General features: G+C 65.3%; 21 protein-coding genes and 1 pseudogene. 8 read left to right on the forward strand and 14 right to left on the reverse strand.

All coding sequences use genetic code 11. The features are described from left to right. Nucleotides 1-44: 44 nt before the first annotated feature. From MHEC_RS17360 to MHEC_RS17385, 6 genes are all read right to left on the reverse strand, one after another. Nucleotides 45-1589, reverse strand: coding sequence for a flavin-containing monooxygenase (locus MHEC_RS17360; protein ID WP_048890852.1), 1545 nt, complete (start codon nt 1587-1589; stop codon nt 45-47). A 128-nt stretch (nt 1590-1717) separates the two neighbouring features. After that, nucleotides 1718-2458, reverse strand: coding sequence for a TetR/AcrR family transcriptional regulator (locus tag MHEC_RS17365; RefSeq protein ID WP_048890901.1), 741 nt, complete (start codon nt 2456-2458; stop codon nt 1718-1720). 145 nt (nt 2459-2603) lie between these two features. Further along, nucleotides 2604-4721 carry a class 1b ribonucleoside-diphosphate reductase subunit alpha gene (gene nrdE / locus MHEC_RS17370; RefSeq protein WP_172442181.1) on the reverse strand — a complete coding sequence of 706 codons (2118 nt, stop codon included), beginning with the start codon at nt 4719-4721 and terminating at the stop codon, nt 2604-2606. 17 nt (nt 4722-4738) lie between these two features. Then, nucleotides 4739-5185, reverse strand: coding sequence for a class Ib ribonucleoside-diphosphate reductase assembly flavoprotein NrdI (nrdI, locus tag MHEC_RS17375; protein WP_235434764.1), 447 nt, complete (start codon nt 5183-5185; stop codon nt 4739-4741). A gap of 11 nt (nt 5186-5196) precedes the next feature. After that, nucleotides 5197-5436 carry a redoxin NrdH gene (locus MHEC_RS17380; RefSeq protein ID WP_048890903.1) on the reverse strand — a complete coding sequence of 80 codons (240 nt, stop codon included), beginning with the start codon at nt 5434-5436 and terminating at the stop codon, nt 5197-5199. A 455-nt stretch (nt 5437-5891) separates the two neighbouring features. Further along, nucleotides 5892-6449 (reverse strand): NAD(P)H-dependent oxidoreductase, encoded by a 558-nt coding sequence (locus tag MHEC_RS17385; RefSeq protein WP_048890854.1) that lies wholly within the window; start codon nt 6447-6449, stop codon nt 5892-5894. An 89-nt stretch (nt 6450-6538) separates the two neighbouring features. On the opposite strand from MHEC_RS17385, the gene MHEC_RS17390 reads away from it, so the two are divergent. Then, entirely contained in the window at nt 6539-7141 is a 603-nt protein-coding gene (locus MHEC_RS17390; RefSeq protein WP_048890855.1) for a TetR/AcrR family transcriptional regulator, read from the forward strand. After that, nucleotides 7129-8175, forward strand: a complete 1047-nt coding sequence (locus MHEC_RS17395) for a DNA polymerase IV (RefSeq protein WP_048890856.1) — start codon at nt 7129-7131, stop codon at nt 8173-8175. Before MHEC_RS17390 ends, MHEC_RS17395 begins: the two co-directional genes overlap by 13 nt. A gap of 1 nt (nt 8176) precedes the next feature. On the opposite strand, the gene MHEC_RS17400 is transcribed toward MHEC_RS17395, so the two are convergent. Continuing rightward, nucleotides 8177-9049 carry an SDR family oxidoreductase gene (locus MHEC_RS17400; protein WP_048890904.1) on the reverse strand — a complete coding sequence of 291 codons (873 nt, stop codon included), beginning with the start codon at nt 9047-9049 and terminating at the stop codon, nt 8177-8179. 22 nt (nt 9050-9071) lie between these two features. Beyond that, entirely contained in the window at nt 9072-9731 is a 660-nt protein-coding gene (locus MHEC_RS17405; RefSeq protein WP_048890905.1) for a TetR/AcrR family transcriptional regulator, read from the reverse strand. 105 nt (nt 9732-9836) lie between these two features. On the opposite strand from MHEC_RS17405, the gene MHEC_RS17410 reads away from it, so the two are divergent. Then, on the forward strand, nt 9837-11312 hold the full coding sequence (locus tag MHEC_RS17410; protein WP_048890857.1) for a cytochrome P450: 1476 nt from the start codon (nt 9837-9839) through the stop codon (nt 11310-11312). Between the two features lie 57 nt (nt 11313-11369). On the opposite strand, the gene MHEC_RS17415 is transcribed toward MHEC_RS17410, so the two are convergent. Further along, nucleotides 11370-11888, reverse strand: a complete 519-nt coding sequence (locus MHEC_RS17415) for a 2-isopropylmalate synthase (protein ID WP_048890858.1) — start codon at nt 11886-11888, stop codon at nt 11370-11372. Between the two features lie 279 nt (nt 11889-12167). Then, nucleotides 12168-12329, reverse strand: a pseudogene (locus MHEC_RS25100) (DUF302 domain-containing protein); the annotation flags it as partial. Between the two features lie 121 nt (nt 12330-12450). Between MHEC_RS25100 and MHEC_RS17420 the strand changes: the two are divergent. Genes MHEC_RS17420 through MHEC_RS17435 form a run of 4 tightly spaced genes read left to right on the forward strand, consistent with a single transcriptional unit; the run spans nt 12451 to nt 14323 of the window. Further along, the gene (locus MHEC_RS17420; protein WP_048890859.1) at nt 12451-12786 is read left to right on the forward strand and encodes a hydrogenase maturation nickel metallochaperone HypA; all 336 of its coding nucleotides are present in this window, start codon (nt 12451-12453) and stop codon (nt 12784-12786) included. A gap of 12 nt (nt 12787-12798) precedes the next feature. Next, entirely contained in the window at nt 12799-13575 is a 777-nt protein-coding gene (gene hypB / locus MHEC_RS17425; RefSeq protein ID WP_048890860.1) for a hydrogenase nickel incorporation protein HypB, read from the forward strand. Nucleotides 13576-13577: 2 nt separating this feature from the next. Then, nucleotides 13578-14072, forward strand: a complete 495-nt coding sequence (locus MHEC_RS17430) for a hydrogenase maturation protease (protein ID WP_048890861.1) — start codon at nt 13578-13580, stop codon at nt 14070-14072. A 5-nt stretch (nt 14073-14077) separates the two neighbouring features. Then, nucleotides 14078-14323: a HypC/HybG/HupF family hydrogenase formation chaperone gene (locus MHEC_RS17435; RefSeq protein ID WP_048890862.1), complete on the forward strand. Its 246-nt coding sequence runs from the start codon at nt 14078-14080 to the stop codon at nt 14321-14323. A gap of 15 nt (nt 14324-14338) precedes the next feature. Here the strand turns inward: MHEC_RS17435 and MHEC_RS17440 are convergent, their stop codons facing one another. After that, nucleotides 14339-15784 carry a FadR/GntR family transcriptional regulator gene (locus tag MHEC_RS17440; RefSeq protein WP_048890863.1) on the reverse strand — a complete coding sequence of 482 codons (1446 nt, stop codon included), beginning with the start codon at nt 15782-15784 and terminating at the stop codon, nt 14339-14341. A gap of 75 nt (nt 15785-15859) precedes the next feature. Next, nucleotides 15860-17056 (reverse strand): thiolase family protein, encoded by a 1197-nt coding sequence (locus tag MHEC_RS17445; protein ID WP_048890864.1) that lies wholly within the window; start codon nt 17054-17056, stop codon nt 15860-15862. An 84-nt stretch (nt 17057-17140) separates the two neighbouring features. Here MHEC_RS17445 and MHEC_RS17450 point away from each other — a divergent pair, with 84 nt between their 5' ends. Beyond that, on the forward strand, nt 17141-17557 hold the full coding sequence (locus MHEC_RS17450; protein WP_048890865.1) for a Zn-ribbon domain-containing OB-fold protein: 417 nt from the start codon (nt 17141-17143) through the stop codon (nt 17555-17557). Here MHEC_RS17450 and MHEC_RS17455 read toward each other — a convergent pair. Both MHEC_RS17455 and MHEC_RS17460 read right to left on the reverse strand, forming a co-directional pair. Further along, on the reverse strand, nt 17550-19715 hold the full coding sequence (locus MHEC_RS17455; protein ID WP_048890866.1) for an acyl-CoA dehydrogenase: 2166 nt from the start codon (nt 19713-19715) through the stop codon (nt 17550-17552). The two genes, MHEC_RS17450 and MHEC_RS17455, sit on opposite strands and share 8 nt — an antisense overlap. 85 nt (nt 19716-19800) lie before the next feature. Then, complete coding sequence (locus tag MHEC_RS17460; RefSeq protein WP_048890867.1) at nt 19801-20559, reverse strand: SDR family NAD(P)-dependent oxidoreductase; 759 nt, start codon at nt 20557-20559, stop codon at nt 19801-19803. Nucleotides 20560-20595: the final 36 nt, after the last annotated feature.

Consider the following 20595-nt stretch of genomic DNA (forward strand, 5'->3'; position numbering starts at 1 on the left):
CCGCAGCACAACACCTTGTGTCTGGGCGTGTCTTGGGCGTGCCGTCAGCGCCCGCGGTCGGCCGATACGGCCTGGCCCGCCCCGAAGAATTGGTACTCGGCGGGCTTGAGCGAGCGGGTGCCCATCCAGTACTGCCAGGTGTAGCCGCCCCAGAGCACCCGGTTGTTGCCGTGCTCATCGAGGTACCAGCTGCTGCACCCGCCGGTGTTCCATACCGAGTGGCCCAGCTTGCGCTGCAGTTCAGCGTTGAACCGGTCCTGTGCGGCGCGGGTGGGAGCCAGCGCCTGCGCGCCGAGCCGGTCGCACGTCGCGATCGCCTCGGCGACGTAGTGGATCTGCGACTCGATCATGAACACCACCGAATTGTGGCCCAATCCAGTGTTGGGGCCCAGCAGGAAGAACAGGTTGGGCACGTCGGCGACGGTGATTCCGCGGTGGGCCGCCAGACCTTCTCGATTCCAACGGTCGACCAGGTCCTCGCCCTGGAGCCCTTTGAACTGGACGTACGTGTAGGAATCGGTGACGTGAAAGCCGGTAGCGAACACGATCACGTCGACCGGGCGGTGGGTGCCGTCGGTGGTGACGATCCCGCCGGGCGTTATCCGCGCGATATGGTCGGTGACCAGTTCGGTTTTCGGGTTGGCCACGGCCGGATAGTAGGTCGACGAGTTCAAAATCCGCTTGCAGCCGATTCGGTAGTTCGGGGTCAGCTTGCGGCGCAGCTCGCGGTCTTTGACCGCGCGACGGATGTTCCACTTGGCAAGCGCCTCAATAATTTTGAGGGTGTTCGGCCGCTTGGTCATGCCGTAGGCCAAGGCCTCCTGGCCCCAGTAGATGGTCATCCGCAGCGCCCACGCCAGACCGGGAACGGTTGTCAACGCGCGCCGTAACCACACCGGCAGTTCCTCGTTGGTGCGCGGCACCACCCAGGGCGGGGTGCGTTGGTAGAGCTGCAATTGCCCGACCCGGTCAATGATCTCCGGCACGATCTGGATGGCGCTGGCGCCCGTGCCGATCACCGCGACCCGCTTACCGGTGAGGTCCACGTCGTGATTCCACTCCGCGGAATGAAAAGCGGCGCCTCCGGCTGCCACGAATTCCTCACGTCCGTCGATGTCGGGAATGGATGGGATGTGCAGCGCGCCCGCACCCGAAATCAGGAACTGCGCGATGTACTCGCGGCCGTCGTCGGTGAACACGTGCCAGCGGTACTCCTGCTCGTCCCAGTACCCGCGGTTGGCGAGAGAGTTGAACACGATGTAGCGGCGCAGCCCGTATTTGTCGGTGACGCCTTTGAGGTAGTCCCAGATCTCGTCCTGGTAGGAGAACAGGTGCTTCCAGTCACGCTTTGGTTCGAAGGAGAACGAGTACAAGTGCGACGGAATGTCGCAGGCACAGCCGGGATAGCTGTTGTCACGCCAGGTGCCGCCGATATCGTCAGCTTTCTCCAGGATGAGGAAGTCCACACCCTGCTTCTGCAGCGCGATGGCCATACCGAGGCCGGAGAACCCGGTACCGATGATGAGCGCGCGGGTGTGCACCGGCGGCGCCTGCGTGGCGGGCTGTGGCATCGGCTCGGCAACAGTCATCGCGCATCGGTCTTTCTGTTCGGGATTCGCTGGCCGCCGGCACGTCGGCGCCCCCGCGGCACAAGTATCCAGTACCAAGGGTATCGGATAAGTGTTGTCGATCGCCGCGGCGATGTCAACGTCGCCGGTTAGCTGGCCGCGGAGCTGCGTGGCACCGCGTTGTGCAGCGGCAGGTCAGGGTCGTACTGAATGCCCAGCACCTCGGCCGTGCCGTTGATCACTCCCATCATGATGGTCGTCAGATGGGTGACGAACTCCTCGCGAGGCATCCGGCGCGGGCTGTCCGGGCTGGGGCCCAGCCACCAGTCGGTCGCCGACTCCGCCGACCCGAACGCGGCAAACGCAGCAAGCTCGATCGCGGCACGGTCGAGCTGCATTTCCCGCAGCTCGTTGTTGAACATCTCGGCCATCGCCAACGTGATCTCGCGGCCTTCGTTGAGGGTGCGTATGGTCGCCTCGGACTGTTCCGGGAAGCGGCCCTGGATGAAAAACCGCAACACATTGGGATGCTGGTCGACGAGGTTGACGTACTCTTCGACGCTGCGCCGGATCACCTCGCGCGCAGAGTTGGTGGAGAAGTCGATCGACGGGAAAATCGCCGCCCACAACATGTCGCGAAGGCGCTCGCCGATCGCCTGGAAGAGATCGGACTTGTCGGTGAAGTGCCGGTAGATTTTGGGCTTGGCGGTGCCGGCTTCCGCGGCGATCTCGCGGACGCTCACGTCGGGCCCTAACCGGTCGATGGCCCGAAAGGCCGCTTCGACGATCTCGCCGCGCACTTTCTTGCGGTGTTCGCGCCAGCGTTCGCTGCGCGCGTCGACCTTCACGCCCGGCTTGGTGCCGGGGTGGGGTCGGGGGATTCTCACCACGTCACGCACTTTACCGTGTCGCAGTCGCTGACCTGGGCAGACCGGCATTTACGCGCCGTTGATGTGCGCCGAGCGTGCAGTCAGGGCGAGAAATTAGCCCGTGGCGCGCCCTCAATGCACGCTCGGCGAGCGGCGGCTAAGCCGTTCACAGCATGCAGGACACGCAGCCCTCGACCTCGGTGCCTTCCAGGGCCATCTGCCGCAGCCGGATGTAGTAGAGCGTCTTGATGCCCTTGCGCCAGGCGTAGATCTGGGCCTTGTTGACGTCACGGGTGGTCGCGGTGTCCTTGAAGAACAGCGTCAGCGAAAGCCCCTGGTCCACGTGCTGGGTGGCCGCGGCGTAGGTGTCGATGATCTTCTCGTAGCCGATCTCGTAGGCGTCCTGGTAGTACTCCAGGTTGTCGTTAGTCATATACGGCGCGGGGTAGTAAACCCGGCCGATCTTGCCTTCCTTGCGGATCTCGATCTTCGACACGATCGGGTGGATCGAGCTCGTCGAGTGGTTGATGTAGGAGATCGATCCGGTCGGCGGCACCGCCTGCAAGTTCTGGTTGTAGATGCCGTGCGCCTGCACCGACTGCTTCAGGCGCCGCCAGTCCTCCTGGGTGGGGATGCGGATGCCGGCGTCGGCGAAGAGTTGACGTACCTTGGGCGTCTTGGGTTCCCACACCTGGTCGGTGTACTTGTCGAAGAACTCCCCGGTCGCATACTTGGACCGCTCGAATCCCTTGAAATGCGTACCGCGTTCGATGGCGATCTTGTTCGAGGCGCGCAGCGCGTGGTAGAGCACCGTATAGAAATAGATATTGGTGAAGTCGATGCCCTCTTCGGACCCGTAGAAGATCCGTTCGCGGGCCAGGTAGCCGTGCAGGTTCATCTGCCCCAGCCCGATCGCGTGAGACTCGTTGTTGCCCTTCTCGATCGACGGCACCGACCAGATATGCGTCTGATCCGATACCGCAGTCAGCGCCCGGATCGCCACCTCGATGGTCTGCGCGAAATCGGGCGAGTCCATGGTCTTGGCGATGTTCAGCGACCCGAGATTGCATGAAATGTCTTTGCCTACTTTGGCATACGACAAGTCAGCATTGAACTCAGACGGCGTGGACACCTGCAGGATCTCCGAGCACAGATTCGAGTGGGTGATCTTGCCCTCGATAGGGTTCGCCCGATTCACCGTGTCCTCGAACATGATGTACGGATAACCCGATTCGAACTGCAGCTCAGCGAGCGTCTGGAAGAACTCCCGCGCCTTGATCTTGGTCTTGCGGATCCGCGGATTGTCGAGCATCTCGTAGTACTTCTCTGTGACCGAGATGTCGGCGAACGGCAACCCATAGACCCGCTCCACGTCGTACGGCGAGAACAGGTACATGTCGTCATTGCGCTTGGCCAACTCGAAGGTGATGTCGGGGATCACCACGCCGAGGCTCAGCGTCTTGATCCGGATTTTCTCGTCGGCATTTTCGCGCTTGGTGTCCAAGAAGCGGTAGATGTCGGGGTGATGGGCGTGCAGGTACACCGCGCCGGCGCCCTGACGCGCGCCTAGCTGGTTGGCGTAGGAAAACGAGTCCTCCAGCAGCTTCATGATCGGGATGACGCCCGAGCTCTGGTTCTCGATGTTCTTGATCGGCGCCCCGTGTTCACGAATGTTGCTCAGCAGCAACGCGACTCCCCCACCCCGTTTCGAAAGCTGCAGCGCGGAGTTGATGGCGCGCCCGATCGATTCCATGTTGTCTTCGATGCGGAGCAAAAAGCAGCTCACCGGCTCGCCGCGCTGCTTCTTGCCCGAGTTGAGGAACGTCGGCGTGGCCGGCTGGAACCGGCCGTCGATGATCTCATCGACGAGCTTCTCGGCCAGCGCGGTGTCACCGGCGGCCAGGGTCAGCGCGACCATGCACACCCGGTCCTCGAAACGCTCCAGATAGCGCTTCCCGTCGAAGGTTTTCAGCGTGTAGGAGGTGTAGTACTTGAACGCGCCAAGAAACGTCGAGAACCGGAACTTCTTGGCGTATGCACGGTCGAACAACGACTTAACGAACGCTCGCGAGTACTTCTCGAGCACTTCCGGCTCGTAGTATTCCTGCTGGACGAGGTAGTCGAGTTTCTCGTCCAGGTCATGAAAGAACACCGTGTTCTGGTTGACGTGCTGCCGGAAAAACTGGTGCGCCGCCTGAATATCCTTGTCGAACTGGATCTTGCCGTCCGCGTCATACAGATTCAGCATCGCGTTGAGCGCGTGGTAGTCCGTTTCCCCGGGCAGCGCGTGCCCGCTGGACGTTACAGGCTCTGCAGCTGTGGCAGTTGGCGACACGTCTCGTCCTTCCAGAAGTCAGCCAGGCCCGCGCGGACGGCTTGCACGTCCTCGTCGGTGCCCATCAGTTCGAATCGGTAGAGGTACGGAACGCCGCATTTGCGCGAGACCACCTCGCCCGCGTAGCAGAACTCCGCACCGAAGTTGGTGTTGCCCGCGGCGATCACGCCGCGCAGCAGCGCCCGGTTGTGTTCGTTGTTCAAGAATGCGATGACCTGCTTGGGCACATAGCCGCCGTCGTTGATGTTCGGGGTGGCCCGGCCGCCGCCGTAGGTCGGCAGCACCAAGACATACGGTTGATCCACCTCGATGCGCCGGTGCAGCGGTATCCGCGTGGCCGGAATACCCAGCTTCTCCACGAAGCGGTGGGTGTTCTCCGACACGCTGGAGAAATAGACCAAGCTGGACGACACCGCAATCTCCTTTACGCGGTGAGCGCGGCTCCCGCGAGCGCCTTGATGCGGTCGGGACGGTAGCCCGACCAGTGTTCGTCTCCCGCCACCACCACGGGAGCTTGCAGATAGCCCAGCGCCATCACGTAGTCCCGCGCCTCCGGGTCCAGCGTGATGTCGACCGTCTCGTAGGCAATGCCCTGCTTGTCCAGCGCCTTGTGTGTGGCGTTGCACTGCACACATGCGGGCTTGGTGTACACGGTGATGCTCATCGGCGATTCGGCTCCTTCGCTGAACGACTGGGCACGGACTGGCAACATCTCAGGCACGACCTCTGCACTGCTGCTCGACAGACCGTCAGACCCTGAAATTCCGGTGTCCGGCCCTGTCGCGGATCAGCGCACACAGCCCGGATTCCCAGAACTTCGCCAGCCGAACGGACCTGGTGAGCCTTGGGCCTGTCGACGCTTCAAACACTACACCTAGTGGGTCGCGATAAGAAGAGATACAAGATGTTCTGAACAACATTTGTGAAATTCCCAGGTCGTAAGCACAGTCGAAAGTGCGGCGTCGGCGTGTCGTAGATCACATTTCGGTCACCGCCGTCGCGTCATCGCCACCACCATCGTCCTACCACCACGCACTGACATCGCCGGCGACATCAGCGCGCCACAGCAAAGCCGGCGAGCGGCGGCGCAGGCCCGCTGGCAAGCAGCGCCGCGCCGGGCTAGCTCACTTCGGCGGCGAGCTTGCCCACCACATCGCGCACATTGGACACCAGTTCGGCGTCGTCTCGCGGATGCTTGCCCTGCAGCGACTGCAACGGCACCGAGAGCTTGATCGCTTCGATGACGCGGGGCCCGGCGATGCCGAACGACTTGCGCGTCTCGTCGTGCGCCCACACCCCGCCATAGCGGCCCAGCGATCCGCCGATCACCGCCAGCGGCTTGTCTTTGAGCGCACTGTTGCCGAAGGGTCGCGACAGCCAGTCGATCGCGTTCTTTAGCACGCCGGGGATGCTGCCGTTGTATTCGGGCGTGACCACCAGGGCCGCGTCGGCGTCGGCAGCAGCGGTACGCAGCGCGGTCACCGAAGCGGGCATGTCGATCTCGTTGTCGATGTCCTCGTTGTAGAACGGCAAGTCACCAAGTCGGTCGAACACGGTGACGGCGACACCCTCCGGGGCGAAGGCCGCCGCCAATTCCGCGATCTGGCGGTTCACCGACGCGGCGCGCAAACTTCCCACCAGCGTCAGCACCTTGACGTCCCGCTTGCGATCCGACATGTGCTTTCCCTTCCGCTTGTTGGACTATATCCTCGCGGGACCTAACCGGACCGTGGTCCGATTTATTTCGGTCGCGCTACAGTGCAGGGGTGAGCGTTATCGAGCATGCCCGTGAGCTGGCGGTTTGCGCGCAACAGGAGCGCGGAGACGCTGCGCGCAATCGTGCGCTGCTGCTGGATGCGGCGCGGCGGCTGATCGGCGAACGCGGTGCCGAGGCGGTCACCATGGGCGAGATCGCCACCGCCGCCGGTGTGGGCAAGGGCACGGTGTTCCGCCGCTTCGGCAGCCGCGCGGGTCTCATGATGGCGCTGCTCGACGACGACGAGCGCCGCCTGCAGCAGGCATTTCTGTTCGGGCCGCCGCCGCTCGGCCCCGACGCGCCCCCGCTGGAGCGCCTGCTGGCGTTCGGCCGCGAAAGGCTGTCCTTCGTCCATACCCACCGCACCCTGCTCTGCGCGACCAACCGCGATCCACGAAGCCGCCACACCGCCCCGGCCATGGTGCTGCACGCCCATGTGCGCATGTTGCTGGCCTCCGCCCCGACCTCCGGCGATCTGGACGCCCAAACCGACGCGTTGTTGGCGCTGCTCGACCCGGACTACGTCGAGCATCAACTCAACCACCGCGGCCACACACTTCAGACCTTGGGTGACGCGTGGGAAAGCTTGGCACGCAAGCTATGCGGGCGGTGAGCACCGGGTGGGTGCTGCATGTCGACCTGGACCAGTTTCTGGCCTCGGTCGAGCTGCGCCGTCATCCCGAGCTGGCCGGACTGCCGGTGATCGTCGGCGGCAGCGGTGATCCGGACGAACCGCGCAAGGTCGTCACCTGCGCCTCCTATGAAGCCCGCAAGTTCGGGGTGCACGCGGGCATGCCGCTGCGCACCGCCGCCCGCCGCTGCCCCGACGCCACCTTCCTGCCCTCAGACCCTGCCGCGTATGACGCCGCTTCTGATCAGGTGATGAACCTGTTGCGCGAGCTGGGCTACCCCGTCGAAGTATGGGGCTGGGACGAGGCATACATCGGGCTGCCCGCTAGTGCCGATCCGGTCAACGTCGCCGAACAAATCCGCGCCGTCGTCGCGGCGGAAACCGGGCTTTCCTGCTCCGTCGGAATCAGCGACAACAAACAGCGGGCCAAGGTCGCGACCGGATTCGCGAAACCCGCCGGCATCTACCGGCTCACCGACGCCAACTGGATGGCCGTCATAGCCGACCGCCCAGTCGACGCGCTATGGGGTGTTGGCCCTCAGACCGCGAAAAAGCTTGCGGGCCTTGGGATTACAACTGTCGGCGAGCTTGCCCGCACGGACGCCGAACTACTTACATCGACGTTCGGCCCGCGAACCGGGCTATGGCTGCTGTTGCTGGCCAAAGGTGGCGGCGACACCGACGTCAGCGCCACGCCGTGGGTTCCGAGGTCCCGCAGCCACGTCGTCACGTTCCCGCGCGATCTCACTGATCGAACCGAAATGGATGCTGCGGTGAGCGAATTGGCGCAGCGCGCCCTGGCCGACGTCGTGGCGCAGTCGCGGTCGGTGACCCGTGTGGCCGTCACGGTGCGCACCTCGACGTTTTATACCCGCACCAAAATCCGCAAGCTCGAGGCACCGTCCACCGATCCCGACATCATCGTCGAGGCCGCGCTGCGGCTGCTCAACCTGTTCGAGCTGGACCGGCCGGTTCGGCTGCTGGGCGTGCGCCTGGAACTGCAAATGCCGGGGTGAATCAGCGCGGTGGTGCCGACGGCCGCAGCGCCCGGGTAAAGAACACGTTGACCCGGCGCATGACCGCGCTGTAGGGCCACCACGCCACCCGTTTGAACGCGTACAACGCGCGAATGTCGGCTGACGTGTAGATCAAAAACCGGTTCTTGGCCACCCCGGCCAGGATCTTCTCGGCAGCCGTCTCCGGTGAGACAGCATGACCGCTGAAGCGGTCGACCCAGCGTCTGACCTTCGGATCGTCGCGGTCGACGCCGGCGATCTCGACAGTATTGACCAACGGGGTGTTCACCGCGCCGGGGACTACCACCGACACCCCGATGCGGTGGCGGGCCAGATCGAAGCGCAGCACTTCGGAAAGCCCTCGCAATCCGAATTTGCTTGCGCTGTAAGCGGCATGCCAGGGCAGACCAACCAGCCCGGCCGCCGAGGACACGTTGACCAGATGCCCGCCCCGACCGGCGGCCATCATCGCCGGAATGAACGACTCGATCACGTGAATCGGGCCCATCAGGTTGATCGCGACCATCTTGCTCCACTGCTCGTGGCTGAGCTGGTCAACCGTTCCCCACGCCGATACACCGGCAATGTTCATCACCACATCCATCGCCGGGTGGCGGGTGAGGATGTCGGCGGCGAACGTGGCGACCTGGTGATAGTCGGCGACATCCAGCGCCCGGTGCTCGGGCACCCGGGCACCCAGCGCGCGGGCGTCGGCCACCGTGTCGGCCAGACCCTCGGCGTTGCGGTCGGTCAGATACAGTTCGGCACCGCAAGCGGCGAGCCGCAACGCGGTAGCGCGGCCGATGCCGCTGGCCGCGCCGGTGAGAAAGCACCTCTTACCCGCGAAATACCCGCGAAACTGTGTCTGCACCATGGCGGTGACCATACCGGCGCCGCTATGCCTGCCCACCCCACAACGCGTTGAGCCACAGCTGCTCCAGCACCCGAATGCCACGCTGCACGTCCCCGTCGGGACCCAAAAACGTGGTATCACCGGAGAGCATCAGCGCGGTGGTGACGGCCAAAGTCCGAACCAATGCCGGGATGTCGTCGCTGATCGGACGCGCGGTGCCCGCTTTGATCTCCTCGTCGACGATTCGGATGATCTGCTCGATCACCGTGTCGACCTGCTGATCGAGGATTTTGCGGATCTCGGCGTCGGTGTTGCGCGCGGCATTGCACGCCGACATCACCGGGTCGTTGTGGGCGTACACCACAGCGGCGCTGCCGACCATTCGTTTGGCGAACGCCGCCGGCGACTCGTCCGGTCGCCGGGGGGCGAAGTATTCCGTGAGCTCTTCCAGCTCATGGGTGGCCTCGGCCAGGATCTGGGCGAGCACCGCGTATTTGGAGTCGAAGTAGAAGTAGAACCCTGACCGGGCCACACCGGCGCGGTCGCTGATGGTGCTCACCGACAGTTCCGTGAACGGCTTCTCCTCCAGCAGTTCACGCACCGCCTGCAGGATTGCCTGTCGTTGCCGATCGCCTCGCCGTTGCGGGGCCGGCGCAGCACGACTCCCAGCGGCTGCTGCCCCGGTGTCGTGCTGAGTGCTCACGCTTCGACCATGCACCACACGCGGCCAAAAGAAAACTTGACAGCCGTCAACTCTGACCGAAGGATTGTTGTCAGTGACGGCTGCCACAACCGGTAAGGAGCGTCGATGGCGACCATCAGCACCCCGCACTACCTGCTCGATCAGGCGCGGCGCCGATTCACCCCCACGCTGAACAACATTCCGGGCATGGGGGCGATCGAGAAGCGGCTGCTCGCCCATGAATGGAAGACCAAGGTGCTGGCGGAACCACCCGCGGGCAGCGGCCTCAAACCCGTTCTCGGCGATTCCGGGCTGCCGATCCTCGGCCACATCATTGAGTTGTTCCGCGGGGGACCGGACTATCCGTTGTTTCTGTATCAGACGCGTGGTCCGGTGTTGTTCGTCGACTCGCCGATCCTTCCGTCGGTCACCGCGCTCGGGCCCGACGCCACGCAGGTGGTGTTCACCAATAAGAACAAAGAGTTCTCGCAAAAGGGCTGGCATCCGGTGATCGGCCCATTTTTCAACCGCGGGCTGATGATGCTCGACTTCGACGAACACCTGTATCACCGTCGGATCATGCAGGAGGCGTTCACCCGCACCCGGCTGGCCGGCTACGTCGAACACATCGACCGGGTGGCAAGCGCGATCGTGGCCGACTGGCCCACCAACGACGCCCGGTTCCTGTTCCACCCGGCGATGAAAGAGCTCACCCTCGACATCGCGTCGATGGTGTTCATGGGCCACGAGCCCGGCACCGACCACGACCTGGTCACCAAGGTCAACAACGCTTTCACCATCACCACCCGCGCCGGCGGCGCGATCGTCCGCTACCCGGTGCCGCCGTTCAAATGGTGGCGCGGCCTGCGCGCCCGCAAGGTGCTCGAGGACTACTTCTACGAGCGGGTGACGGAGCGCCGCACGGCCCAGGGCACCGACATGCTCACCGTGCTGTGCCACACCGAGGACGAGGACGGCAATCGTTTCACCGACGAGGACATCGTCAACCACATGATCTTTTTGATGATGGCCGCCCACGACACCTCGACGTCGACCACGACCACGATGGCCTACAACCTGGCCGCCCACCCGGAGTGGCAAGAGCGCTGCCGTGACGAGTCGGCCAGGCTGGGCGACGGTCCGCTGGACATCGAGTCGCTGGAAAAACTCGAGTCGCTGGACCTGGTGATGAACGAGTCGCTGCGGCTGGTGACGCCGCTGCCGTTCAACATGCGTCAGACGGTGCGCGACACCGATCTGCTGGGCTACTACGTGCCGGCGGGCACCAACGTGATGATCTGGCCCGGAATGAACCACTGGCTGCCCGAGCTGTGGACCGAGCCGCGGAAGTTCGACCCCGAGCGCTTCGCCGAACCACGCGCCGAGCACAAAAAGCACCGTTACGCGTTTGCGCCGTTCGGCGGGGGCGCCCACAAATGCATCGGCATGGTGTTCGGGCAGTTGGAGGTCAAGACCGTCATGCACCGGCTGCTGCGCCGGTATCGGCTCGAATTGCCGCGTCCCGGCTACCGGCCGCGCTACGACTACGGTGGCATGCCGATCCCGATCGACGGCATGCCGATCGTGCTGCGGCCGCTGTAGGTTCCCGGGGCGGGCAGGGACGCCACGGCACCCGAAATCACCGGTCTGAGGGTGCCTTTACGTCGGCGCGGCACAGGTCAGCAGCCGGTTGGCGCAGGCGATGACTGCCCGCAGCGCGGACTCCGTGGGCTCTTGCGACCAGCCCAGCGCCCATTCGGAGCGAATGCCGTTGCTGCCGCAGATGAACGTCGCGGTGTGCTCGCGGGAGGGTATCTGGTGGAACCTCAGCGTCTCGACGCGGATACCGCGCTCGTACAGCATCGCGGTCAGCGCCGCCACCGGCCCGCTCGCGGTCGCCGTTGACGTGCTGATGTGGTCGCCGACGGCGATGACGGCCCGGAAGTTGCAGCACTGCAGGCCCAGGCGGGTGGCGGGCCGCTGCCGGTCGAGGCACGCCCAGTCGCCCAACCGCAGCGGGCCGGAGTTGGGACCGTAGGTGGCCGCGAAGCTCTCCCACGACATGGCATCGGCCTGCTCGCGCAGCCCACGAGGAATCGGGACACCGAACTGGTCGGCGAACCACGAGCTCGCCGTTGTGGGTCGGCTGGTTTTTCGGCTCAGCGATGAAGGGGTCATGTGCGGTCTTCACTGGTCTGCAGGGATGACCGACGGGTAGTAGCTGTCGACCCACAGCGGGGGTCGGTCCGGATCAGAACCCGCTGCGGGTGCTGGCTACTACGGCAAGACGCTGCACGTGCGCGAGACTAGACGCTGGCGGCGGGGCCGTGCAACTCGTTTAACGTTGCCTGCCCCATCCCTGTGGGCCCCACTCACCTCCGGCAAAGCTTCCTGCAGGAGGCCGGTGACCGCGTCGGCGAGTGCGCCCGGGCCGGGCTCCCGGCTCGTCGGCCATCGACCTCGGATCAGGTGGTCCTCCATGTGCTGGCCCAGTCCGGCTTTCAACGTGGCCTCCACATCGATCTCGCTCAGCACTCCGAAGACGTGGTGCGCCAGTGCTTTTCGGTCATCCGTCACGGCATCGTCAAACGAGGTGTCCACGGCGGCGGGTAGCGCGATGGCCGTGGTCGGCTCCGCCCTGCTCTCACCGCGCTCGCGGCTGCCCACACCGGCGCGGGTGTTTTGCCACCGGGGCCGTCTCAGCGGTGTACAACGGTGCTCATGGGCGTGGTGACCAACCATGCATGAGCTGTCGTTGTGCCAGGCGATCGCCGGAGTGGTCAAACCGTATGCCGGCGGCCGTCGCGTCGACGTCGTCCGCGTCAAGATCGGAGCACTTCGCCAGGTGGTCCCGGAATCGTTGTCGTTTTGCTGGACGCTTGTCCGCGACTACGAAGACATGCCCGACGCCGAGCTGGAGATGGAGTTCGTCGCCGCCGAGGTGCAGTGCCGATCCTGCGGGCGGCAGTCCGCAATCAGCTCACGGTGGTCGCTGCTGTGCCCGAACTGCCAGAGTGCCGACGTCGAAATATTGTGCGGTGACGAGTTTTTGGTGACCTCGCTGGACGTTTCATGAAAGGTGCACGCCATGGGTAGATTTCACCGGCACGACGACGGCACCGTGCATACCCATGAGCACGGCGACCACCCGCACACCCACGATCACGGCGACCACAGCGGCTACGACACCGGCCGGCAGCGCATCGACGTGCTGGAATCGATCTTCGCCGAAAATGACCTCCGCGCCAGTTATAACCGGGCGGCGTTCGACAAACACGGCGTCCGGGCGCTGAACCTGATGAGTTCGCCGGGCTCCGGCAAGACGACCGTACTGAAAGCCACCCTCGACGAGTTCGCCGGCGAGATCGCCGTCGGAGTGATCGAAGGTGACATCGCGACCGACTTGGACGCGGCCAAGCTCAGCGGCCGCGGTGCCCAGATATCGCTGCTCAACACCGGAAACGGATTCGGCGGCGAATGCCATCTCGACGCCCCCATGGTCAACCGTGCCTTGCAGGGCCTAGATCTCGCCGAGCTGGATCTGGTCATCATCGAAAACGTCGGAAATCTGGTATGCCCAGCGGAATTCGATGTCGGGGAGCACGCCAAGGCGATGGTGTACTCGGTCACCGAGGGTGACGACAAGCCGTTGAAATACCCGGTGATGTTCCGCGCGGTGGATGTGGTGCTGCTCAACAAGATCGACTTGGTTCCGTATCTGGATGTCGACGTGGACAGCTACACCGCCCACGTCCGCGAGGTCAACCCGACGGCGACCATCCTGCCGGTCAGCGCCCGCACCGGCGACGGCATGTCGGCCTGGTTCGCGTGGTTGCGCCGATTCGCTGCGGGCAGTTCGGCGTGACGATGGCTGCGAACAGGCCCCGCATCCTGGTGGCCGGCATCGGCAACATCTTTCTCGGCGACGACGGGTTTGGCCCCGAGGTGTTGCGGCAACTGCCGGACCGGCTCACCTCGGAGTCGGTGCGCGTCAGCGACTACGGAATTGCAGGCATGCATCTGGCCTACGACCTGCTCGAGGGATGGGACGCCTTGGTCCTGGTCGACGCGCTGCCCAACCGCGGTTGCCCGGGGAGTCTGCACGTCTTCGAGGCCGACCACGGGTGGCTGGCGTCCGGGCCGGCGCTCGACGCGCATGCGATGGACCCTGCGGCGGTGTTCGCGAGCCTTCGCGCCCTCGGCGGGGTGGCGCCGAGGACTATCGTGGTGGGGTGTGAGGTCGCCGAGCTCGCCGACCGGATGGGCTTGAGCGAGCCTGTGCGTTCAGCGGTGCCGGAGGCCATAGCAGCGGTCGAGTCGGCGGTGGCGATGCTGGCTGAAGCGGCCGCGCGGGAGGTTTGACAGCGATGTGTTTGGGGATCCCCGGCCGAGTCGTCCGGATGCTCGACGGCTACGACGGACAGCTCGCGCTGGTTGACGTCGCCGGCGAAACCCGCAAGGTCAATGTCGGCATGCTGCCCGACGACACGTTCGCCCCGGGCGACTGGGTGATCATCCACATGGGTTTCGTGGTCGAGAAAACCGATCGGGCCGGCGCCGAGCAGGCGATGGCGGGTTTGGAGTTGATGGGCCGAGGCGACAGCCCGGTATGACGGCGAGCAGCCCCGCTACAGCCACCACGACGCGGCGGCGTCCAGGTGGCGGCGGGTGCGATAGCGGGCCAGACTATCGTCACCGTCATCGATCGCCCGGATGATCCGCAGGTGCGCGTGCTCCACCTCGATGACATCGGCCCGGCTTACCGGCCGCGGGTCCAGACTCGCCCACTGCCGGCGAAACAGCTCCACCAGTATCCGCAGAAACAACTCCAATACAGGATTTCCCGCGAGCTGTGCCAGCCCGGTATGGAACAAGAATTCCGCCATCCCGGCTTTGCGGAGGTCATCCGAAGTCGCGACGATAGGGTGGCGGTGCACGTCGAGAAATGCTTGCACGTCTTGGTGTTCACGCCGGTCAACCACTTTCGCGACATTGTCGATCTCGATCGCATCGCGCACCAGACGCAAGTCTTCGCGGGTCGGTTTGCGGTACTGCAAATACAGCGCGATCGTGTCGATGCTGGCCTGCGCCCGCGGCCTGGCCACGACCAGCCCGCCGCCGGGCCCGCGCCGCATACGAGCGACGGCGTGATATTCCAACAGCCGCACCGCTTCTCGAAACACCGATCGGCTCACCCCGTAGCGGTTCAGCAACTGGTTTTCGGTTCCGACGACCGAGCCAAGCCGCCAGCCACTGGTGGCGATATCGTCTTGGATGGTGGCAGCTAACAGCTCGGCGAGCTTGACGTGCGGTGCCTCGGAGGTCTCGCGGCGCCGACGTCGCGACGGTATTGCCCGGGCAGAACCGTGATGTCGCTGCAGCCAGTCAGTCACCGATTGGACGTGGCGCTCGGTAAGCGTCCTGGCGCGCGCAGAATCACCGGCCGTAGCCGCGGCGACGATCGCCGAGTGGTCGTCGTGCGTACGGTTCACCGCCTCGACGGTGTCACGCGCCGTATCCGGGCGGGAATCTTGAGCGAATCGCACGGTCAGCCGCATAAGGATATCGATGAACAGTCGCAGCACCGGGTTTTTCGATTGCTCGGCAAGTGCCACATGGAATTCGTCACGAGCCATCACTGAACCGCGGATACGCTGTTTCTCCGCCATCAACACCCCACGGAGACGGTCGATCCCGGCCTCGTCGATGCGTTCTGCGGCCAGCGCTGCCGCCAACGGCTCCAGCAAGAGGCGTGCATTGAGCAGATGATCGATCGTAATACCCAGATATTCCAGGTAGATCACGACAGCCCGGGTTGCCGCTGCGGGGTCAGGCTCGGCGACGAACAGACCGCCATTGGGTCCGCGGCGCATGTGGGCAACCCGATGGTGCTCGACCAGGCGAACGGCTTCCCGCAGGACTGAGCGGCTCACCCGATAGCGTTGCCGTAGAGCCTGTTCGGAGCCCAACGATTCTCCGATCGGCCAGCCTCGGCGAACAATGTCGGCTTCGATGCGTCGGGCGATCTGTGCGGCCCGTTTATCGGGGCGCTGCTCAAGGCCGGAACTGCCCACGGGCGCCTTCCACACACCGTCCGACCTAGTCGGCGACCCGCTGCTAGTGGTCATTGACTGCTGCCGCAAAGGAATTCAGCATGTCAGTAGCATGCAACCGGCGATCGGGCCGCCGCCCACTGCTACCGCGGCTACTTCCGGGCGCGGCGACACCTGGCGCTCGCCGGCGTCTCCCCGCAACTGCAGGCACGCCTCGTGCAACACCCAGTAGCCGTGCATCCGCCCGGCAGATAGTTGGCCACCGTAGGTGTTCAGTGGCAGTATCCCGTCAAGGGCGATCCGCGTCGCACCCTCGACGAACGGGCCCGCCTCGCCGTCGCCGCAGAGGCCAAGCGCTTCCAGCCACGCCAGCGTCAGGAAGGTGAACCCGTCGTACAGCTCAGCGATGCCGACGTCAGTGGGCCGCAGATCCGTTCGCGACCATAGCTGGGCCGCAGCATCAACCGACGCCATCTTCGGGTAGTCCTCGCGATGAAACCACCCACCGGCACCGTTGGACCCACCGATCGCCTCGACTGCCACGGGCCGGTGCGGGCAATCGCGCGCATACGGTGCCGCCGACACCACGACCGCGATCGAGCCGTCGACGGGTACATCACAGTCCAGCAGCCCGAACGGCGAAGACACCGGCCGCGCCGCCAGATAATCGGCCATTGTCAACGGTTCTCGGTACACCGCGAGCGGATTCAACGCGGCATTGCGTCGGCTGTTGATCGCTAGCCAACCCAGCTGCTCCTTGGTGGTTCCATACAGCTGCATGTGGCGTCGGCAATTCAACGCCAACCAATTCGCCGCGGAATAGGCATGGGCGGCGACGAGTTCAGCCACGTCGTCCATCGGACCGATAGCTGGCCGATCCCCGTCGGCGGGTGATTCGACGATCCGCGCCAGGGCTGGACGCGGCGCGTTGGCCGATGACGGCGACGTCGGCACGGTGCCGCCGATCATCTGGACCGTCCGGTAGACCAACACATGACGCGCCCGCTTCTCCGCGACCGCCAGGCACGCCGACATCACCGGACTCAACAGACCACCGGTATCGAAACCGGTTCCGCAGTCGCGGGGTTCGATGCCTAGCTCGGTGCTGACCTCATCGGGCGGGGTATCCCCGAGGGTAGCGATGCCATCGACGTCGCTTGCCGCCAGGCCAGCGTCGGCGATCGCGGCGCGCACCGCTTCCAGCGTCAGCTCGAGCCCGGGAATGCCGGTGCGGCGGCCGATCCGCGAGATGCCGACACCGGACAGGATCGCGTCCTTTTCGAAGTACCGCATCAGCTCCGCCCACAAGACCGACGAATAATAGAGTGTACTCTATTAGCCGTGCCGACCGAGCCGCAATCGTCGCGTCCACCCCGCATGCTTCCTGACGACCGCGCCTTATGGTCGCGCGACACCGAGGGCCGATTGCTCATCGAGCACTGCGACAGTTGCCCGCGCTGGGTTCATCCTCCGAGCGCACAATGCCCCCGGTGCGGCGGTCCACTGCTCGCACGCCCCGTGTCCGGCCGCGGCACAGTATTGACGTATACGGTTAACTTCCATCCTTATAACCCGGCGGTGCCGACACCGTACGTCATCGCCATTGTCGAGCTCGCCGAACAACCGGGATTGCGGCTTGCCACTAATATCGTTGACTGCGAACCGGATTCGGTGGTCTGCGGTATGCCGGTCGAGGTTCAGTTCGAGCAGCAGGGAACCGGCGCGGACGCCGTCTTCGTCCCGGTGTTCGCCCCGGCCGGCGACGCCGGCACCGCGCGTCGCGCCCCTACTTGAGCAGCGGGTCGCGCGGCATCCCAAGAATCCGCTCGGCGATCTGGTTGCGCGTCACCTCAGAAGTCCCGCCGGCGATCGTCATGCCGCGCGCGCCCATCACCATCCGCGCGATCAGCCCCCCCGCACCCTCGGCGAGCGCGATCTCCGGCCCCAACAGCGCCGCCGCGATCGCGGCGCCCTCGACCATGTGCTCGGCGAGCTTGAGCTTGGTGATGTTGCCTTCCGGTCCCGGGCCCGCGCCCTCGACGCTGCGGGCGGCGCGGCGCAGGTTCAGCAGCCGCAGCGCGTGATCTTCGGCCAGGAAGTCGCCGACGCGAATCGCCGCACCCGCCAAGCGATCTGCATGTTTCTGCGCCAGCTGCACCAGCTGTGACGCGATGCCCTCGTAGAACGACCCGCCGCCCCCAATGCTGACTCGTTCGTTGCCCAGGGTCGCTCGTGCCACGGTCCATCCCGCGTTGGGCTCCCCGACGACGTCTTCGTCGGGGACGAACACGTCGTTGAAGAACACCTCGTTGAATTCCGAGCCACCGGTGATCTGCCGCAGCGGCCGCACCTCGACCCCCGGCGCGTTCATGTCGATGATCATCGCGGTGATACCCGCATGCTTGGGTGCGTCCGGGTCGGTGCGCACCGTGGCCAGGCCGCGGCGGCAGTACTGGGCTCCGCTGGTCCACACTTTCTGCCCGTTGACCCTCCAGCCTCCCTCGACCCGGGTGCCGCGGGTCTTGATGCCGGCGGCATCAGAGCCGGCGTCGGGCTCTGAGAACAGCTGGCACCAGACCTCCTCTTGCCGCAACGCGGGAAGCACGAATCGTTCGATCTGCGAATCGGTTCCATGCTGGATCAGCGTCAGGATCACCCATCCGGTGATCGAGTAGTCGGGGCGCTTGATGCCGGCGGCGGCGAACTCCTGCTCGATCACCAGCTGCTCCACCGCGTCGGCGGCCCGCCCCCACGGCTTGGGCCAGTGCGGCATGACATAGCCGGTCTCGATCAACTTGGCCAGCTGTGCCTTCTCGTCCAGGCCGGAGATTTCGGCGGCATCGGCGCGGATCCGCGCGCGCAGTTCTTCGGCCTCGGCCGGCAGGTCCAGGCTGTTGGCGCGGGTGACGCCGGCGGCCGTGCGGTCGAACACATCTCGCGCGGGCCCATCACCGCCGAACATCGCCCTTAGCACCAGCGCCCGGCGAAGATGCAGATGCGCATCGTGCTCCCAGGTGAACCCGATCCCGCCATGCACCTGAATATTGAGTTCGGCGTTGCGCGCATAGGCCGGAAACGCCAGTGCCGCAGCCACCGCCGCGATCAGACGGAACTGCTCTTCGTCCTCGCCGGCGGCGCGTGCCGCATCCCACACCGCGGCGGTCGCCGACTCCGCGGCCACCAACATGTTGGCGCAGTGATGCTTGACCGCCTGGAAGGTCGCGATGGTGCGGCCGAATTGCCGGCGAACTTTCGCATAGTCGACGGCGGCGTCGACGCAGTCCGCCGCCCCGCCGACCGCCTCCGCGGCCACCAACACGCGCGCGCGGGCCAGGGCAGAATCGCGGGCTCCCAACAGCACGTCGTCGGCGGTGACCGCGACGTTGGTCAACGTGACACGCCCGGAGCGTCGGGTGGGATCGGTGTTTTTGGGAACCTCCACCGACACGCCGTCGCGGCCACGGTCCACCAACAGCACATCGTCACCGGCGGCGATCAACAGCACGTCAGCCAGACCCGCCCCCAGCACAATGCCGGCCTGCCCGTGGGCAGCCCCGCCGTCGAGGGTGACCCCGCCGCCGAATCCGACACCGGCGGCGAGCGTTCCATCGACCAATCCGGGCAGCAGCCGCGACTTCTGCTCGGCGGTGCCCGCGTGCGCGAGCACCGCCGAGGCGATCACGGTCGGCACAAACGGTCCTGGCGCCACCGCCCGGCCGAGCTCCTCGACAACCACCACCAGCTCGGGCAGTCCGTAGCCGGATCCACCGTGCTGCTCATCGATGTGCAGCCCGAGCCAGCCCAGTTCGACGAGCTCCTGCCAAAACGGCGGCCGGGGCTCGTCGGCCGAATCGAGCAGGGCCCGCGCCGCCCAGCGCGCCTTCTGCGAAGTCAAGAACGCGCGGGCCACCTCGGCGAGTTCGCGATGGTCGTCGGTTAATGCGATACCCATCAGGGCCCTCCTCCTCGACGGGACGGGCGGTGCAAATGAGTGTACTTAAATGCCTCGGTGGCCCCGCCGCCGGTTGGCTACGGCATCACTTGGGTGCGAACCGCTGTCCGGCGTCCAGCCGCAGACACTGCCCGTTGAGCATCGGATTGTCCACGATCGCCGCGACCAGCTTGGCGAACTCCTCGGGGCGGCCCAGCCGCCTCGGGAACGCCGCGTCCTTAGTCAGCGCGGTCGCGTACTCCTCCGGAATGCCCTTGGTCAGCCCGGTCGCGAACAGGCTCGGCGCAATTGCCAGCACCCGGATGCCCAGCGAACCCAGGTCGCGTGCCATGGTCAGGCACATCCCCGCGATGCCCGCCTTGGCGGCAGTGTAGGCGACCTGGCCGATCTGTCCCTCGAACGCCGCGATCGACGCGGTGTTGATGATGACCCCGCGTTCCTCGTCCTCGGGCTCGTTTTTGCTCATGTGCCACGCCGCCAGCCGGCTGATGTTGAAGGTCGCGATGAGGTTCAGGTCCACCACCGAGCGGAAGGATTCAAGATCGTGCGGGCCGTCTTTGGTCAGCGTGCGCTTGGCGATCCCGCCGCCCGCCGTCGTCACGCTCACATGCAGACCGCCTAGATCGTCGACCGCAGCCTGCAGGGCCTTCTCGGTGCCGGCGAAGTCGGTGACGTCCACCGCATGAAACGGGCCGCCGAGGGCCGTGGCGACGTCCTTCCCATCGGAACCCTCGCGGTCGAGTATCGCCACGCTGGCGCCGCGCGCGGCCAGCAGCTCGGCGCTGGCACGCCCCATGCCCGAAGCGCCGCCGATGACGACCACCTTCTTGCCGTTGATCTCCATGCAAACCTCCTGGTCTGGTCGGGTCCGATCGCCCGT

Source organism: Mycobacterium heckeshornense, assembly GCF_016592155.1.
GTDB lineage: Bacteria > Actinomycetota > Actinomycetes > Mycobacteriales > Mycobacteriaceae > Mycobacterium > Mycobacterium heckeshornense.

Coding starts and splice junctions, on each gene's coding strand:
- MHEC_RS17400 (WP_048890904.1), bottom strand. CDS start 9,049: ATGGTGCAGACACAGTTTCGCGGGTATTTCGCGGGTAAGAGGTGCTTT.
- MHEC_RS17360 (WP_048890852.1), bottom strand. CDS start 1,589: ATGACTGTTGCCGAGCCGATGCCACAGCCCGCCACGCAGGCGCCGCCG.
- MHEC_RS17460 (WP_048890867.1), bottom strand. CDS start 20,559: ATGGAGATCAACGGCAAGAAGGTGGTCGTCATCGGCGGCGCTTCGGGC.
- MHEC_RS17420 (WP_048890859.1), top strand. CDS start 12,451: ATGCATGAGCTGTCGTTGTGCCAGGCGATCGCCGGAGTGGTCAAACCG.
- MHEC_RS17415 (WP_048890858.1), bottom strand. CDS start 11,888: ATGACCCCTTCATCGCTGAGCCGAAAAACCAGCCGACCCACAACGGCG.
- MHEC_RS17445 (WP_048890864.1), bottom strand. CDS start 17,056: ATGCGGTACTTCGAAAAGGACGCGATCCTGTCCGGTGTCGGCATCTCG.
- MHEC_RS17435 (WP_048890862.1), top strand. CDS start 14,078: ATGTGTTTGGGGATCCCCGGCCGAGTCGTCCGGATGCTCGACGGCTAC.
- MHEC_RS17380 (WP_048890903.1), bottom strand. CDS start 5,436: ATGAGCATCACCGTGTACACCAAGCCCGCATGTGTGCAGTGCAACGCC.
- MHEC_RS17385 (WP_048890854.1), bottom strand. CDS start 6,449: ATGTCGGATCGCAAGCGGGACGTCAAGGTGCTGACGCTGGTGGGAAGT.
- MHEC_RS17455 (WP_048890866.1), bottom strand. CDS start 19,715: ATGGGTATCGCATTAACCGACGACCATCGCGAACTCGCCGAGGTGGCC.
- MHEC_RS17395 (WP_048890856.1), top strand. CDS start 7,129: ATGCGGGCGGTGAGCACCGGGTGGGTGCTGCATGTCGACCTGGACCAG.
- MHEC_RS17450 (WP_048890865.1), top strand. CDS start 17,141: ATGCTTCCTGACGACCGCGCCTTATGGTCGCGCGACACCGAGGGCCGA.
- MHEC_RS17410 (WP_048890857.1), top strand. CDS start 9,837: ATGGCGACCATCAGCACCCCGCACTACCTGCTCGATCAGGCGCGGCGC.
- MHEC_RS17430 (WP_048890861.1), top strand. CDS start 13,578: ATGGCTGCGAACAGGCCCCGCATCCTGGTGGCCGGCATCGGCAACATC.
- hypB (WP_048890860.1), top strand. CDS start 12,799: ATGGGTAGATTTCACCGGCACGACGACGGCACCGTGCATACCCATGAG.